Source organism: Fulvitalea axinellae, assembly GCF_036492835.1.
Classification (GTDB): domain Bacteria; phylum Bacteroidota; class Bacteroidia; order Cytophagales; family Cyclobacteriaceae; genus Fulvitalea; species Fulvitalea axinellae.
Map to the genome: position 1 here is coordinate 4,566,416 of NZ_AP025314.1, position 16,147 is coordinate 4,582,562.

At 47.3% G+C, this 16,147-nt stretch carries 13 protein-coding genes; 9 read left to right on the forward strand and 4 right to left on the reverse strand.

Annotated features, from left to right (window positions below):
* Positions 1-163 precede the first annotated feature (163 nt).
* The 4 genes from yihA to AABK39_RS17825 all read left to right on the forward strand — a co-directional run bounded on the left by yihA (position 164) and on the right by AABK39_RS17825 (position 3,799).
* A complete protein-coding gene (gene yihA / locus AABK39_RS17810) occupies positions 164-775 on the forward strand; it encodes a ribosome biogenesis GTP-binding protein YihA/YsxC (protein ID WP_338392665.1) in 612 nt (203 codons plus the stop codon).
* A gap of 112 nt (positions 776-887) precedes the next feature.
* Positions 888-1,331 carry a DUF5606 family protein gene (locus AABK39_RS17815; RefSeq protein WP_338392666.1) on the forward strand — a complete coding sequence of 148 codons (444 nt, stop codon included), beginning with the start codon at positions 888-890 and terminating at the stop codon, positions 1,329-1,331.
* An 87-nt stretch (positions 1,332-1,418) separates the two neighbouring features.
* Positions 1,419-2,462, forward strand: coding sequence for a quinone-dependent dihydroorotate dehydrogenase (locus AABK39_RS17820; RefSeq protein ID WP_338392667.1), 1,044 nt, complete (start codon positions 1,419-1,421; stop codon positions 2,460-2,462).
* 179 nt (positions 2,463-2,641) lie between these two features.
* Positions 2,642-3,799, forward strand: coding sequence for an alkylhydroperoxidase-related (seleno)protein (locus AABK39_RS17825; protein ID WP_338392668.1), 1,158 nt, complete (start codon positions 2,642-2,644; stop codon positions 3,797-3,799).
* A 42-nt stretch (positions 3,800-3,841) separates the two neighbouring features.
* On the opposite strand, the gene AABK39_RS17830 is transcribed toward AABK39_RS17825, so the two are convergent.
* Positions 3,842-4,816 (reverse strand): hypothetical protein, encoded by a 975-nt coding sequence (locus tag AABK39_RS17830; protein WP_338392669.1) that lies wholly within the window; start codon positions 4,814-4,816, stop codon positions 3,842-3,844.
* A 207-nt stretch (positions 4,817-5,023) separates the two neighbouring features.
* Between AABK39_RS17830 and AABK39_RS17835 the strand changes: the two genes are divergently transcribed.
* From AABK39_RS17835 to AABK39_RS17845, 3 genes are all read left to right on the forward strand, one after another.
* The gene (locus tag AABK39_RS17835; protein WP_338392670.1) at positions 5,024-7,327 is read left to right on the forward strand and encodes a S8 family peptidase; all 2,304 of its coding nucleotides are present in this window, start codon (positions 5,024-5,026) and stop codon (positions 7,325-7,327) included.
* A 235-nt stretch (positions 7,328-7,562) separates the two neighbouring features.
* Positions 7,563-8,495, forward strand: a complete 933-nt coding sequence (locus tag AABK39_RS17840; RefSeq protein WP_338392671.1) for a DUF368 domain-containing protein — start codon at positions 7,563-7,565, stop codon at positions 8,493-8,495.
* A gap of 2 nt (positions 8,496-8,497) precedes the next feature.
* Positions 8,498-9,247, forward strand: coding sequence for a shikimate dehydrogenase family protein (locus AABK39_RS17845; protein ID WP_338392672.1), 750 nt, complete (start codon positions 8,498-8,500; stop codon positions 9,245-9,247).
* Between the two features lie 88 nt (positions 9,248-9,335).
* Here the strand turns inward: AABK39_RS17845 and AABK39_RS17850 are convergent, their stop codons facing one another.
* Entirely contained in the window at positions 9,336-9,905 is a 570-nt protein-coding gene (locus AABK39_RS17850; protein WP_338392673.1) for an RNA polymerase sigma factor, read from the reverse strand.
* 216 nt (positions 9,906-10,121) lie between these two features.
* On the opposite strand from AABK39_RS17850, the gene AABK39_RS17855 reads away from it, so the two are divergent.
* Positions 10,122-10,559 carry a YkgB family protein gene (locus AABK39_RS17855; protein ID WP_338392674.1) on the forward strand — a complete coding sequence of 146 codons (438 nt, stop codon included), beginning with the start codon at positions 10,122-10,124 and terminating at the stop codon, positions 10,557-10,559.
* Between the two features lie 191 nt (positions 10,560-10,750).
* Here AABK39_RS17855 and AABK39_RS17860 read toward each other — a convergent pair whose 3' ends face one another.
* On the reverse strand, positions 10,751-11,953 hold the full coding sequence (locus AABK39_RS17860; RefSeq protein ID WP_338392675.1) for a pyridoxal phosphate-dependent aminotransferase: 1,203 nt from the start codon (positions 11,951-11,953) through the stop codon (positions 10,751-10,753).
* Between the two features lie 101 nt (positions 11,954-12,054).
* Positions 12,055-12,999, reverse strand: coding sequence for a DUF3667 domain-containing protein (locus tag AABK39_RS17865; protein WP_338392676.1), 945 nt, complete (start codon positions 12,997-12,999; stop codon positions 12,055-12,057).
* A 571-nt stretch (positions 13,000-13,570) separates the two neighbouring features.
* Between AABK39_RS17865 and AABK39_RS17870 the strand changes: the two genes are divergently transcribed.
* Positions 13,571-16,039, forward strand: a complete 2,469-nt coding sequence (locus AABK39_RS17870; protein ID WP_338392677.1) for a TonB-dependent receptor domain-containing protein — start codon at positions 13,571-13,573, stop codon at positions 16,037-16,039.
* The last annotated feature ends 108 nt before the right edge of the window (positions 16,040-16,147 follow it).

Genomic DNA, 16,147 nt, shown 5'->3' on the forward strand with positions numbered 1-16,147 from the left:
TAATTCAGCGATTTTCCTTCGCTTTTGGCATATTTCCGGCGTCTGGCCTCTTCTAAAAGTTTCTGTTTGAAGACCGGAAAAGGCCCGGAACCGAAAACGTAGTCCTGAAGTCGCGGGCTTTTCGTAAATTGCGCTCCGGTTCTATCCGAATAAGAAGAAAATCATGAAGATAAAACACTCGGAGTTCGTAATCAGCAACACCGATTTCAACAAGTGTCCGAAGGCAGACAAACCGGAATATGCGTTTATCGGCAGGTCAAATGTAGGGAAATCCTCTTTGATCAATATGCTTATGGGACGCAAGCAATTGGCGAAAGTCTCCGGCAGACCGGGAAAAACGCAGTTGATCAACCATTTCATCGTGAACAACGAATGGTATCTGGTCGATTTGCCGGGCTACGGCTGGGCTAAGGTGAGCAAGACGGATAAAAGCAAGTGGGCGAAGATGACCAAAGATTATCTCGAAAACAGGGAAAACCTCGCCTGCGTGTTTGTGCTTATCGATTCCAGGCATGAGCCCCAAAAAATCGACTTGGAGTTTATCAGCTATTTGGGCGAGAACCGTTTGCCTTTCGCCATGATTTTCACAAAGACCGACAAACAGTCGCCAAACAAGTCGCAATCGAACATGGCCAAGTTCCGGAAGGCTCTTGCCAAAGACTGGGAGAACATTCCGCCTTGCTTCCTGACGTCGTCGGCACATAAGACCGGTCGCGACGAAGTGCTGGATTTCATCGAGGAAATCAACGGCGAGTTCGAAATCGACGAAGATTAAAGATTTAAAAAAAGGCCGTTTGTATGGCTAAACGGCTGAAAAAAAATAGATTTGCGTCCGCTTTTTACGGCGGATAGCCAAAAACACTAACGAAAGCTATTAGCACCGAACTATGAAACTTTCAGAAATCGCGTCCATTTCCGGAAAGGGAGGACTGTTCCACATTGTCGCTCCGACCCGTTCGGGAGTGATTGTAGAAGCACTTGACGAAACAAAACGCCGTATGGTGGCCAGCGCCACTAGTCGCGTATCCGTTTTGCACGAGATATCTATCTATACAACCGACGCCGAAGGCTCAGTGCCTTTGCAGGATGTTTTCGCCAAAATCAAAGAAGAATTCGGCGACGACCCGGGCGTAGGCAACAAATCCTCAAAAGAGGAGCTTCGCGCATTTATGAAGCACATCCTTCCGAACCACGAGGAGGAGCGCGTTTATATCTCGGACATCAAAAAGCTTGTCAGCTGGTACAAAATATTGTTCGCCCGCTGTCCTGAGGTTCTCGACAAGCCGGCTGAAGAAGACGCCGGCGGTGAGCAAGCCGAAGGCGAAGCTTAAAAAATATATGTCGCTCGGAACTAGTTTCCGTAGCGACTTTTTTTTGCCTTAACGAAACCTAATCCAAACCAAACCGAACATCCAACAGTGAACCTCTATAAAAACATCGTACGTCCGATACTCTTTAAGCTCGATCCGGAACCCGCCCACAACTTTACCTTCGGATGGATTCGTCGCGCCAGCTCCATTCCTGGCGTAGGTTCCATTATCAAAGCCGCGTATGGCTACAAATCGCCGAAACTTGAGCGGGAAGTGTTTGGCATACGTTTTCCGAACCCAGTCGGTTTGGCGGCAGGCCTCGACAAAGAGGCGCAACTTATCGACGAACTGGCCAATATGGGCTTCGGTTTTATCGAAATCGGAACCTTGACTCCTGTGGGACAACCTGGAAACCCTGAGCCAAGAATGTTCCGCCTGCCGGAAGACAAAGCCGTGATTAACCGCATGGGCTTTAACAACCAAGGCGTTGAACAGGCTGTGAAAAGGCTCCGCGCACGAAAATCGAAAGTGATTGTGGGCGGAAACATCGGCAAAAACAAAGTGACGCCAAACGAAAGGGCCACGGAAGACTACGAAAAGTGTTTTGAAGCGCTGTATGATTATGTCGATTACTTTGTGGTAAACGTCAGCTCGCCGAATACACCAAACCTGCGGGCTTTGCAGGAAAAAGAGCCTTTGAAAGAACTCCTTTCTTCGGTTAAGAAATTGAACGAGGCCAAGCCGAAAGCCAAACCGATTCTGCTCAAAATCGCTCCGGATTTGACCGACGGTCAGCTCGACGACATTATTGAGATTGTCGGGGAAACTGGTATTGACGGAGTGATCGCCACCAACACCACCATCGACCGCAGTGGCCTGACCGCTGACAAAAACAAGGTGGAAAACATTGGAGCGGGCGGTTTAAGCGGAGCGCCTGTTACCAAGAGGTCTACTGAAGTTATTCGTTATCTGCACGAAAAATCAGGCGAAAGCTTCCCGATTATCGGTGTTGGAGGAATAATGAGCCCGCAGGACGCTATTGACAAACTAAAAGCCGGCGCTTCTTTGATCCAGATCTACACCGGTTTTATATACGAAGGCCCGGGACTTGTTAAACGAATCAACAAAGCAGTAGAAAAAGCCGGACTCTGATCCGAGCCTACCTTAGGATTAGAACAACATAAACACTATTTACCTGAAAAGGCTTAAACTTGTATTTTTTGGCGAAAGCTTAGATAAAACGTATGATTTAACAATCGTACGTTTTATTTTGCCCTCTTTCATTCAGACACAGTCGTGTTTGGAGGTATAATTTCACACAAACTTGCGAAATGATGGGCAGTACAGATATCAGGGAAATTTTCAACGAATCCACATTCCCTGTTCCCGTAGACAAGCACCGGATCTTCATTTTTAACCAAATATGGGAACGGCTCTCCGAGCCCGGATATTGGTGGAACGCTAAGGAAAAAGCCGCCTTGGTAGAAATCATCCGTAACGCTAAACGCCCGGAAATATTCGATCGCAAAAGAAAGTCTGTAGCCGAACTATCCTCACAGAGTTATGAAGGCCTAATCCCTCCGCTGGTTGCCGATACCATAGAGCGAATAGTGACCGAACCAGGAGATCTAGACCGAAAATGGGCCGTGGATGTTATCGATAAAATAGGCGAAGGCCCTTATGCCGAACTAATCGCCATTGTTATTTTATTGATGCCGATAGACCTGTTCACGACATATTTGGGAATGGATCATATTCCGCTTTCCTCTCCCCAACATGGCGACGCGTTAAAATCTTATCCCGATAATTTGGTAGATAACGGAGCCTGGATTCGCCAAACGCAAGAGGCCGTGGACAACCTCCAACTGGTAAACGTATCAAGGGCACTAAGCATCCTGCCTTACGACAATACGCTTCGCCGGACTTTGGTGGATGCCATGTATATGGAAAAGCACAGCTTTTTCGACAAGGTCTGGAAAAACAAAGCACTCAGTCGGCCACAACTCGAAATCTTGGCGACAAAGACTTCCGCCATCAACAAATGCTTCTACTGCGCGGCGGGACATAGCGCCATATTCACACTTACCGCCAAGAAGGCCGGTCAATCCGGTGATTTCGGATTCCTTTACGGAAAAGGAAAAGACAGTAACGTTCCCCATGCTGACTTTTTGCTTGAAATTGCGGAAAAGGCAAATCGAGAACCGCAAAGCTTGTCGGAACTTCGACCAAAAATCGAAAAGGTATTTGGCCAAAAAGGAATGGTTGAAATTTTCTCGGTAATCGCCATTTTCAATGGTCTAAACCGGACCTCAGACCCGTCGGGAGTGCCTTTGGAACCGGTACTTTTGGCCGCTTTGGGCAAAAAAATAGAATACGCAGGTCTAGACTCATTTGCAGGCGTAAAAAGAGTGACTCGTCCAAAAGGCCTAAAACGCCTTCAAGTACTGATCGCTTTTAAACTTAGGAGAATATTGGGCAAAGGCCAATAAGACAAAAAAGCCAAGGGTTCACTCCCTTGGCTTTTTTTCATTCTACCGGGCCACCACTAGTCGTAGTTTCATATCCTGAAAAGTATCAACACCGTCCTTTTTCTTTTTTACCGGCCAATTAAGCTCCAATACGGCCTTATTGACCTCGTAGTCCATAATTTTAATTGTCAATTCCTCTGTTTGCGCCAAGTCGATACTGTCGTCATTTTCGGTAAACATGTTTACCTGACCTGCGTTCGCAATAATCGTCATCGTTTCGGGGGCTAGAGTCCATTTTGGCAATGCCGCCGCATATGAGCTGACCATTCCGGAATTGTCATCAAGTATCATCGAATGATCGCCGGTAAACGCCTCCAACATCATGTCCACAAGTGCTTTTTCCATAAAACTCATGTCGGTCCGTAATTGGGAGCTTTGTTGCGAAGCTTCGGCCAATTGCCATAAGCCTTTCAAGTGATCTTCTGTTACCGGCGTACCATTCATCTGTTTTAGTGTCTCATTCCGGCTAACACTGAGCTTTTCCAAAACCATACGCAGGCGTCCTTCAATATCCATGGTCTTACCGTTATGAACTTCTATGGGAGTTGTCAACTCCATCCGAGAATCGGAAATGGACACGATTTCCCATGTGTGAGCTTTTTGGTCCAAGAGCCCGTACATTTTTAAATGTCCGGATTGACTTCGGGCATTTTCTGTCACCAACTTTCCCTCTTCGGGCAGTTTCCAGTCGATTGAGGCGCCGGCCATCGCTCCGGTTCCATCCTCGTCAAAAGAGGCGCCAATCATATCGGCCATCAGATTCGCTTCTTTCTCAAGGGTCTTCTCCACCATGCTTCGGGGCATCGCAACCTCAGAGTCGTAAGAATCCATAATTACGGCCAAGGAGGTCACATTCCAGTTTCCCGCCAACAACGATTTCTGTACCGAAACATCTCCAGAACCGTCGCTGTCATTGCTGGAGCATGAGAAAAACACCATTGCCATCACCAAAGCCAGAATCAAATTACACTTTCCCATCTTCTTCGAATCTTTGTTTTCTAGATAGGAACTTCAAAAAGCGAGTCTAAGTTCTACCAAGACTCTTTTACAATAGTAAACCATTGTTTTTGAGTGAAAACCAAAAGAATCAACACGCTATTATCAATTTTTAAATCAAAAAATTTCAACACGAGAGCAACCTTGCGGTTAACCCTAATAGGTAAACAAGAAATGAACAGCTAAAATATGATTCGGACTTTACGAATACTCGGTTTATGTCTGTGGTTATCAATCGCCCTCAATGTAGCGACACATGGCCAATGGCAAACGTCGATCCCAACCGACAACGATCGTTCCATGATAAAAGAGGCCAAGCCAAACATGTCGCCTTGGTCCAATATCTTGGTTCGCGATCTGGAAATCTTCAAAGAAGAATCCGGGCAGGACATGGAGCCGTTTTTCCAACAATACGCTTTGAGAAAACAAAGTGACAACCCGACAATCGCAAATACTTTTATAGGGGCGTTCATATACGTGGACCCAACCGTAGCCAGCCAAAGTGCTGTCAGTGATTTAGGTGGTGAAGTCCGAATTATTTCGGATACTTTATGGAGCGTTCAAATATCTTTGGAACGTTTCCCGGAACTCTCTTCACTCCCAGGGATGGAATATATCCAAGCGGATTTCCACGTACTACCCAGACTGGATTTCGCACGAAAAGCGTCAAATGTCGACCAAGTGCAAAACGGAGAAGGCCTAAGCCGTAATTATACCGGCGAAGGGGTGATCGTGGGTGTTCTGGATTTTGGCTTCGATTATACCCACCCGACCTTTCGGGACAACCGAGGGAATCTACGGATTTCAAGGGTTTGGAACATGGAAGACAGCAAAGGCACTCCTCCTTCCGGATTTAATTACGGCACAGAACTGGTCGGCGCCGAAGATATTCTAAAAGCAAAATTCTCGTCAACAGGTAGCTCGCACGGCACACACGTAGCGGGAATCGCCGCCGGTAGCGGGATGGGATTGGCCCGTTATAAAGGAGTCGGGCTCGCCAGCGAAATAGTTTTGGTCCAGTTAGGCGGTTCTTCCACAAGTGTTACGGACGGGGTTGCCTATATCTTCGAATACGCTGAAAAAGCGGGAAAGCCCGCAGTAATCAACATGAGTCTAGGGTCCGAATTCGGCCCTAGGGATGGAACCTCCACAACAGACCGGATATTTGACCAACTAAGCGGAGCCGGAAAACTCTTGGTTGGCGCTGCTGGCAACGAGGGCAATAAACCTATGCATATCCGCAAAGAGTTCACTCAGGAAGACGACAAACTCAATACCTTGATGTTTTTCGAGCAAACTGGCGCTAACTACGGCTACGGCTTCTCTGATATTTGGGGACAACCCGGGCAGGACTTGGCTTTGGCTGTCAAAATTTTCAATGAATCCGGAGACCTGCTTGCCCATACTCCTCGTATAGATTTGGCCGTGACAAACGAACTCGACACTGTCATTAACATTGGCACAAACCAGATTGAAATTGAAATCTCAGGCGAACAAGCGAGCAAACTCAATGACAAAGCCCACTTTGTGGCTTGGGTAGTCAACTTTTCACCAGATCTATACATTTCCTTGGAGCTTTCGGCTACTCCAGGCCAGGTCGATCTTTGGAACGGCGGAAATGGACGAGGAGCGACCTTCAGCAACCAAGTGGCTTCCGGAACGAGCCTGCCGGGCTTTAGCGCAGGCGATACTGACATTACGATTGGCGAAATAGGCGGTACAAGCAACAGCATAATTACCGTAGGGGCTTACTCCACCAAAAACGGGTACTTTAATCTCCAAGGCCAATGGATTTCCCGATCTTTTAATACCGGACCATTAGCCGCTTTTTCCAGCCACGGCCCTACAGCCGACGGTAGGCTAAAACCGGAAATATCCGCTCCGGGTAATGTCGTGGTATCTTCTGTTAATTCTTTCGATACGAGCTACGGCCCTGACAATTCAACCGTAGTGGCTAATGTCCGGGAAGGGGAAAAAACTTGGTACTTCGCCGCCTTGCAGGGCACTTCCATGGCCTCTCCTATGACCGCTGGGATAATGGCGCTCTGGTTACAAGCCAAACCCGATTTAAGTCCTGAACAAGCGAAAACCTTAATGAGAATGTACCCGACACAAGACATGTTTACAGGCATGATTCCGGAAACGGGGAGCAACTATTGGGGCTGGGGAAAAATTGACGCGTTGCGCCCGTTACAAGTCATCGAAAGCGGAATATTCACTGGCGGTAAAATCTTGGGAACGGCAAATGACTACCAGATCATTGCTTACCCGAACCCTAGCTACGGAACGGTAAACATCGCCCTTGAGTCAGCCACCGAAGTAAGTTACAGCCTGATCACTCCCGAAGGCAAGACCATCGTATCCGGTGCTTCAAATGGCATTTCGACTGAAAGGAAATTCAGCATTAATCTGGAACATATCGCCAAAGGCGTTTACACCCTTTCGGTCACGACAAACCAAGGGACAAAAAACACTCGTTTGATTTTGAGGTAAAACATCAGACTGGGGAGGAAGCGAAATTACATTAATCGTTTCTCCCCTCTTTTCAGAATCCTTGGGACCTTATTTTTTACAATGCGAAATACGGTGGCCCGATCTCTTCACCCGAAGCTTTCGAAAAGCCCTTCGCAAATGCTTTACCTTATCCGCCAAGGGGCTTATCTTTGTCGGAAGCGTGGCCAATCCATTCGTGATGAGAAGCCAACGGCCATGGACAAATTTTTTCTTCATGAACACAATCAAAAAACACTTAGTCCTGTACCTAAAGGGCGTTCTTATGGGCGTCGCCGACGTAGTTCCCGGAGTTTCTGGCGGAACTATCGCATTGCTTACAGGCATTTACGAGCGGTTACTCAACGCCATCAAGTCCATTGACGCCGAAGCGCTACGATGGCTCTTCAACGGAAAAATCGCAAAGCTTTGGAAGCATGTGGACGGCACTTTCTTGTTGTTTTTGCTTGGCGGTATCGCTACTAGTTTGGTTCTATTCGCCGGAATAATCCACGGCCTTCTCGAAACTCATCCCGTCCAGATTTGGGCTTTCTTCTTTGGGTTAGTCATTATATCCTCTTACTTGGTAGCCAAACGGGTTCGCCGTTGGTCGGCGGGCAAAGCCTTCGCCTTGTTGATTGGGGCCGTCATCGCATATGCCGTAACTTCCCTCACTCCCGCTACCACACCGGACTCGCCGTTTTTCCTCTTTATCTCGGGCGCTATCGCTATTTGCGCCATGATTTTGCCTGGCATTTCCGGCAGTTTTCTGTTGCTGATTTTGGGGAAATACAAATTCGTAATGCATGCGTTGAAAACCTTCGATGTCACTACCATCCTGATCTTCGCCTTAGGGTGTCTGGTCGGTTTGCTGACTTTCTCAAGGTTTATTTCTTGGACACTCAAACGCTTTCATGACATGACCGTGGCCGTTTTGGCCGGTTTTATGGTTGGTTCGCTCAATAAGATCTGGCCTTGGAAACAAGTACTCGAAACCCGCCTGAACAGCAAAGGTGTAGAAGTACCCCTAGTGGAACAGAACATCCTTCCGGAAACCTACGCTAACCTCCACGATGGTTCCGCACATACGCTCGAAGCCTTGGCTTTGGCTCTCGGCGCCATCATCGTTGTTTACGTTTTCGAATCCTTCGCTTCCAAAAAAACAGTTTGAGCATGAGAAAATTCGCATTGATCGGATACAAACTCGGACATTCCTTCTCCAAGAAATACTTCACCGACAAATTCGAAAAAGAAGGTCTTGATAATTGCCTTTACGAACTTTTCGAACTCGCCCATATCAAACAGCTTCCCGGTCTGCTGATCGAGCAAAAGTCTCTCGAAGGCCTCAATGTGACTATTCCTTACAAAGAGGAAGTAATTCCCTTACTCGACGATATTGACGACAGTGCGAAACGCATTGGAGCAGTAAACGTCATCCGTATACAGGATGGAAAAACAAAAGGGTTCAATTCGGATTATTACGGATTCAAAAAGTCTTTGGAAGATTGGATGGACATCAACCCTTCCGAGACTAAGGCGCTGATACTGGGAACAGGTGGCGCTTCAAAAGCGGTAAAAACGGCTTTGGAAGACCTAAATGTAGAATTTAAATTCGTAAGCCGGACGGCTTCGGACGATACGCTGGATTACGCTTCCCTGAACGCCAAGCCTGAATTGTTAGACGAATACCGCCTGATAATAAACACCACCCCTTTGGGTATGCTTCCGAATACGGATTCTTGCCCCGACCTGCCTTACGACCGTATAGGCGGGGGACATTACCTGTATGATTTGGTTTATAATCCCGAGGAAACCCTTTTTATGAAAAAGGGAACGGACAGGGGAGCCAAGGCTAAAAACGGCCTTGAAATGCTTCACCTTCAAGCCGAACGCTCTTGGGATATCTGGAACGGAAACGAATAAGACAACCGACACTATAATCGAAAAAGCCGATCCCCATAACACAATGGATCGGCTTTTTTCCTGCTTAAAATAATATCGGGAAAGGTTTTTAGGCCTGACAAAGGGCCGCTTTTTTAAGGAATTTCATAGCATAACGCATTCTTCCCAAAGCCGTGTTGACGCTTGTTCCTGTCTCTTCCGCAATGTCTCCATAGCTCATTCTTCGGAAACTTCTCATTCTCAACACCTCTTTTTGCTTGTCTGGCAAAGCCTCTATCCAATCGTTTAGCATGGCTACACGCTCCTTTTCAATCCGTAATTCTTCGGGGCTTTTTTCCAAACCTTTAAGGCTTTCCGACCATTCTGGGAATTGTTCCACGGCATATTCAGGACGGTTTTTCACCTTACGGTAATGATCCACGGCCTTATTATGGGCTATACGGAGCATCCAAGGCAGGAATCGTCCCTCGTCACGGTACCTGCCGGATTTCAGCACCTGCACCACTTTGTGGAAACACTCCTGAGTGAGGTCTTCCGCATCGGTTGGGTTTCGAACGATAAGGTAAATGGTAGTGAAAACTTTCGTGCGGTATTTAGCCACCAAAAGTGAGAATGCTTTCTCGTCACCTAACAGATAACGACGGATCAACTGTCCGTCTTCTCCAATCTTACGCTTCATAGTATTTAAAAGAATTTAGTGTCGCGTAGATCAGTTCCTCATATAATCTCTGTTTGGTTTAGGCTATTTTTAGGAAAAAGATGAACAGTTAACAGACTGACTTATACTTTGTTTGGAAGAATCCAGAAATAATTTCTATTTCCGGGTTTCGGCTTTCGTTTTGAACCAGCCCGCTCGGTTCGGGTTATCGAAATACAACAACGATGCCATAAGCATATGAAAACCGACACAAATCCCGCCGGAGTTTTGATCCGGTACGCTTTGGTCCTGATTATTTTCTGGATCGGTTGCCTAAAATTCTATACATACGAAGCTGAAGGCATTCAACGCCTTGTCGGCAACAGCCCGTTCCTTTCGTGGCTGTATTCCATAGCCGATGTCAAACAGGTCTCGGCGCTGTTTGGCGGTACCGAAATCCTGATCGCTTTGCTGTTGGCCATAAAACCCGCCAGCCCCAAGCTTTCTATTTTCGGTAGTCTGGGCGCCGTACTGATGTTTCTTACCACCCTGAGTTTCCTATTTACCACGCCTGGCATAACGGTCAGTGGATTGGGCTTTCCAGCCCTTACTGGCGGCGGGCAGTCATTGCTAAAAGACACTATGTTACTGGCCGGTGCGGTATGGACTTTCTTTGATTCTAAAAACGCTTTATAGACGCTAACGCAACATTATTCAATGCTTTGAACAAGCATTCTGAAGTCTAAGAAAAGCTGAAAGACTAATACAGAGGGGCCATAAAGTTGGAATAAAAAGAAGCCCTGCGGAACGAGTCCGCAAGGCTAACAAAAAGAGACAACTGAAAACTTAATTACAAACGCCTATTATATCGTGGCTAGAAAATCGTTCTAACCTTTCATCTTGTCACGGAATATATTGAAGAAGCGGTTCACTTGCCTGTTCGTTCCTATCGAAACGCGGATATGGTTAGGCTCCCCGTATTGGTGACCACTTTTGATAAAGATATTTTCCTTTTCCAATTCTCTAACCACCCCAGACAAATCCCTGTCAGTGTGCACCCACATAAAACTCGTGGCGCTTGGACGAGGACGTAAGCCCAATTCAGCGAAATAATCCAAATAACGGGCTTTTACACTGTTGGCATGGTTCACAGATTTCTCCACAAACTTCTTATCTCCCAAAGCTTCTTTGGCCATTAGCATGGCTACAGGATTCTGGTAATATCCTCCCATGGGCCTGAGGGCCATACTTTTGAAAGTCTCGGGATTGCCAACGATATAGCCCACGCGCTTAGCCGCCAAACCATAAGCCTTGGACATGGTTCGTAGCACCACAACGTTTTCCCGTGAAACGGCCTCGCCTATCATCGATTTCACCCGGTTTGAAGGAGCATAGTGGATATACGCCTCATCGATAAGAAGCAGTGTTTCCGGAGGCTTGTTGTCCATAAGATATACCAGAGCCTCCGGGCTGTAGACTCTTCCCGTAGGATTACTCGGGTTTATGATATGGATAAGGCGAGTATTGCGGTCGGTTTTTGCTAAAATCTCTTCCGGACTGGCCTCGTGACCAACAGTTTCGTGAACAGATCGGCGCTCTATCCTTACTTTCGGCAACCGGTTAATCGTCCCGGTTATCTCTCCATAAGTGGGTTGGATTTCCACATAATTACCGCCTTGGTCATTGGCGTGGCGGGCAATGGCTTGTAAGAACTCTGTCCCTCCAAAACCGAGCATTATAGGATTTTGATTAAAGGCGGCGTAACGGGCAAAATAGCTGTCAGGATTTTCCATATCGGAAAACTTGAGGCCGTGCATTTCGTGCAGGTTACGCAGAAGCTCATAACCATGATACTCCCCGTAATGGTGTGACAGGCGGACACTCCGTCGCATCACGTCATAGGCCTTGTTTGAAGAACCTAGCGGATTGACGTTAAAAACTAACCACACGGCGTCTTCGGGAGCCATGCCCCGTTTCTTGTTTTCTTCGAGAATCCTGAAATACCTTCCGTAGGAATTTGTCGGAGAAAGGGCCAAACCGGCTAAACCAGCCACGCCCATTTTCATCGCTTGGCGTCTTGTAAGTGTCATGGAGTCATCGTTTTCGACATTAGTGCCAAAAATCAAACCCAAAACGAAATCTAAAGGCTACAGCTGGAATGTTTTTCAGGAGAACTCCGTCATTTTATCTGTCAAGATGACCACGGATGGTAATAGAACACGCCATAACCGGCAATGGTCGCCAATATCACAAAGAAGGCCACGCAGATAGTGTACACTAGCAAAAACATCATAAAAGACCGTAAAGCGCTTAAGTTATATACTCTGGAAATAAAATAAGCGCCTACGACAGTCGGCAACAGATCACTGCCTTGCGAGAGAAACATTAGGACCAATAAAGCCCCTAAGGTGATTTTCCAATAACGTCGTTCGCGTTTCCAACGTAAAGCTTTCCTCTTTATTTTCGGCCAAAACAGCCAAACAACCCCTCCCAGTAACAGCATACGGCCAATACCCGAAAACGTGGAAGCGACATCGGTGACACTCTCAATAATCTTGGTTACTCCCGAAGCGTAAAGCCAGACGCAAGCGGTTTCCACATAAGTAAAGGAACGTTTGCGCCCCACCAATAAATGAATACTATAAGCGACTATAAATATTCCGATTATGAGAAAATAGATCTCGTGCTTCTTGTAGAATTCATGGGCCGGCCGAAGCGTACCGTTAACCCAGTCTTTTAGGCCTTCCTCTTTTTTCCCTTCCAATTTCTGGATTCCCATGACCAGCGCTTCCTCTATCGCATCTAACGAGGAAGTAGACTGAACCTCTGCGGGTTTATGATACAACCCTGTCAAGAAACTTAGGACAATGGCCAAGAAAATACTCAGGACAAAAAAACGGATCGGAGGCAAGTACCGGACCCGTTGACCGGAAATAAAACGCCTGATAGTTATACCCGGCTTTTCCAACAACATCCTGAGCGTAAGCAAATATCCTTTGTCAATATTGAGGATACTTCCCACAAAATCATGGACTACATGGCTGAAAGTCAACCTTGTCAAGTGTTGTTTTTGTCCGCAATAAGGACAAAAGTCAGGGTCTCCGTCCAGATTTCTGTAACAATTGGTGCAACGCATGGATCCGCTTTTTTCCATAAAAAAGAAATCAAAAAAACAGCTCCCGAAAAATATAATTACTAGGGCTATTCTTTCAAAAATAAGTATATGAGTCTATTTTTCAACAAAAATAGGGGAATGGCTGACTTTGATTTTTTATTCTGGGTATTGGGGCTCAAAATGTTCGCCCTAATTTTTGGGATCATTATAAGGAACTAGAAGTTAGTTTCCACTAAGGAAAAGAAACTTAGACACCACAAAAAATGCCCTCTTTTCTTGTCACGGACGTTGCTGTCAGTTCGATAAAAATGACTCCAAACGCCATTATAGATTCATTGATCAAGCATGGCTACAGAGCAAAAGCTGAAACGGCATAGCAGGAAACTCCTTTGACTTTTTAATTGGTCTCAATAACAAAAATATTCAAAAATTAACTCCGCTTATAATTATCTGGACTTAGCCAAATCTTTTATTGTTTTAGAGCTAAATGCCTCAAATTTCCTTTAATATTCTATCCTACATTGTCTCCGTATTGATGCTGTAATTCATTTTTACCGCAATATTACATCACAACTGACAAGAACTGGGAGTCATGATCAAGAAGAAGGGGACGAGCTTTTGGGTACTTATCGCACTGACGATAAGTTTCCTAAACACATATGGATCCAATGAACCAGCCGTAAAAGGACAAATCAAAGGAAAGGTAGTTGAGAAAGGCTCGGGCGAAGCTGTAAGCTACGCCACAATAGCCGTATTCGCACAAGACAACAGCCTGGTGGGCGGTGCGATTACGGACGATAAAGGCGCATTCGTAGCGAAAGGAATAAAACCGGGCGTTTACGATATCGAAGCCAAGTTTGTGGGCTTTGAGACCGTCCGCTTAGAAGACATTAACGTGCGCGGGTTCGTAACCGACGTGGGCGTAATCGAGCTGGGCTCGGAAGCCAAACTTTTGGAAGGGGTGGAAGTGACCGCCACCAGACCCGAGGTGGAATACAAGATCGACCGGAAAGTCATTAACGTAGACAAAATGGTGACAAGCCTAAGCGGCTCGGCGGTTGATATTCTGGACAACGTCCCTTCTGTGGAAGTGGATATCGACGGTAACGTAAGCCTGCGCGGCAGCAGTGACTTCACCGTGTTTATCGACGGCCGCCCGAGCGTGTTCAAAGGCTCCGACGCTTTGTCGCAGATTCCGGCTTCGATGATTGCCAATATCGAAATCATCACCAACCCGTCGGCCAAATACGATCCTGACGGCACTTCCGGCATCATCAATATCATCACGAAGAAAAAAGCCAGCGGATTCAGCGGTGTGGCAAACGTCAACGCCGGCTATCCGGGCCGTTACGGCGCCGACGCCATGTTCAGCTACAAAGCCAACGAAAAGTTCACCTACCACTTGGGCGGCGACTTTAACAGCAATCAACGCAAAGGCACCCGTTACTCGGAAAACACGACCTTCGGCCAAGACACCGTCCTGCGTATCACAGACGGCGACAGAAACCGCGAATCCGAGTCTTTTAACCTGAAAGGCGGTATCGATTTTACTCCAAATAAAAAGAACCGCTTCTCGCTGATGATGGCGGGCGGAAAAAGGGAAAACGTCAACGACAACGAGTACCTGTATAGCAACTACCTTATTCGGGATGGCGTAAGGACACCGGCAGACAACCCGCTGACCTTTAACACCGACGACGGAATCCGCAGTAGCAAATACGCTTCCCTCGACTTCGACTACGTTCATAAATTCGACGCCAAATCTGGCCACGAACTGAGCATGAGCGCCCATTACGGCTACTCCGAAGGCGACGAGGACAACCAAACTTACACTTACGGAGACCGGGAACAAACGGTATTTGACGAAGCCGCCCAACGAAGCACGGAAGACAGCGAAGACCACTCGTTCCGCTACAGGATCGACTACACCCGCCCCGTTGGCGAACACGCCAAGTTCGAGGCCGGATACCAGGTCCGCATGAACCGGTCGGACGAGACGAACGGCAGTTTCAACAAATCCGCTCCGGACGCCGACTGGAAACTGAACGAAAAGTACAGCTACCTAAACGAGTTTACCAAAGACATCCACGCCATCTACGGAACCTTTGCCGGCGAGCTTGACAAATTCGGTTACCAACTCGGCCTCCGCGGCGAGTACACTTACCGCCAGACCAAGCTTGTGAACGTTGACAGCGAGACAACAATCGACCGTTTCGATATTTTCCCGACGGCCCACTTCTCGTATCAGCTTCCGGCGGAACAGCAGTTGATGGCCAGCTACTCAAGGCGTATCAACCGCCCGGCAAACCACTGGCTTGAGCCGTTCCCAACTTATATGGACGCTTACAACGTGCGTATCGGCGATCCGGGAATCGAGCCCGAATACGTGGATTCCTACGAAGTGGGTTATACCAAAAACTTCGACGCAATCAGCGTTTCGGCCGAAGCGTTTTACAAAAAGATCAACAACCGGACGGAATTTGTCAAAGAAGTGTGGAACGACCCGGTGCAAAATCCCGACGGCGATATCTTTATGAACACCCGAACCAACGTGGGTATCGAGTCGAACTACGGACTGGAACTGATGCTGAACGCCGATCCGTTCAAGTGGTGGAGCCTTAGCTTTTCGGGAACTTTCAGCGGTTATGACCTCGACGGAAGCTACAAGGAACAGGTATTCGACCGTAGCGATTTCTACTACAATTTCAGAATGAGCAACGACTTCCTGATCACGGAAAGCATCCGATTCCAAGTGACTCCTAGATTCATGTCAGGAAGACAGTCCACGCAAGGTGAGCGGGAATCGTTTTTCTACCTGAACCTCGCCGTAAAGCAGGATTTCATGGACAAACAGTTCTCAGCCACTCTTCAGGCCCGCAACGTTCTGAATTCCTTCAAGTGGGAGTACACCTCATACGGCCCCGACTTCGCGTCGATGAGCCGATATGAAGGCCAGCCGAGCGTGGCCCTTACGCTGACTTACCGCATTAATAACTACCGTCCGAAGCGTAGCAAGAACCAAGGCGGTGGCGGTGGAGAAGGTGGCGGATTCGAGATGTAATAGCTCCGCAAAACACCCATCACCAAAATCCCGGACAGGTACTTCCCGTCCGGGATTTTCTGTTTACACCCTTTTCTGCCTGTCAAAAAATTTAACGTTTTCCATTTC

Excerpts from the sequence above, each read along its gene's own strand:
- yihA (WP_338392665.1), top strand. The coding sequence starts at position 164 with ATGAAGATAAAACACTCGGAGTTCGTAATCAGCAACACCGATTTCAAC.
- AABK39_RS17815 (WP_338392666.1), top strand. The coding sequence starts at position 888 with ATGAAACTTTCAGAAATCGCGTCCATTTCCGGAAAGGGAGGACTGTTC.
- AABK39_RS17825 (WP_338392668.1), top strand. The coding sequence starts at position 2,642 with ATGATGGGCAGTACAGATATCAGGGAAATTTTCAACGAATCCACATTC.
- AABK39_RS17830 (WP_338392669.1), bottom strand. The coding sequence starts at position 4,816 with ATGGGAAAGTGTAATTTGATTCTGGCTTTGGTGATGGCAATGGTGTTT.
- AABK39_RS17835 (WP_338392670.1), top strand. The coding sequence starts at position 5,024 with ATGATTCGGACTTTACGAATACTCGGTTTATGTCTGTGGTTATCAATC.
- AABK39_RS17840 (WP_338392671.1), top strand. The coding sequence starts at position 7,563 with ATGAACACAATCAAAAAACACTTAGTCCTGTACCTAAAGGGCGTTCTT.
- AABK39_RS17845 (WP_338392672.1), top strand. The coding sequence starts at position 8,498 with ATGAGAAAATTCGCATTGATCGGATACAAACTCGGACATTCCTTCTCC.
- AABK39_RS17850 (WP_338392673.1), bottom strand. The coding sequence starts at position 9,905 with ATGAAGCGTAAGATTGGAGAAGACGGACAGTTGATCCGTCGTTATCTG.
- AABK39_RS17855 (WP_338392674.1), top strand. The coding sequence starts at position 10,122 with ATGAAAACCGACACAAATCCCGCCGGAGTTTTGATCCGGTACGCTTTG.
- AABK39_RS17860 (WP_338392675.1), bottom strand. The coding sequence starts at position 11,953 with ATGACACTTACAAGACGCCAAGCGATGAAAATGGGCGTGGCTGGTTTA.
- AABK39_RS17865 (WP_338392676.1), bottom strand. The coding sequence starts at position 12,999 with ATGCGTTGCACCAATTGTTACAGAAATCTGGACGGAGACCCTGACTTT.
- AABK39_RS17870 (WP_338392677.1), top strand. The coding sequence starts at position 13,571 with ATGATCAAGAAGAAGGGGACGAGCTTTTGGGTACTTATCGCACTGACG.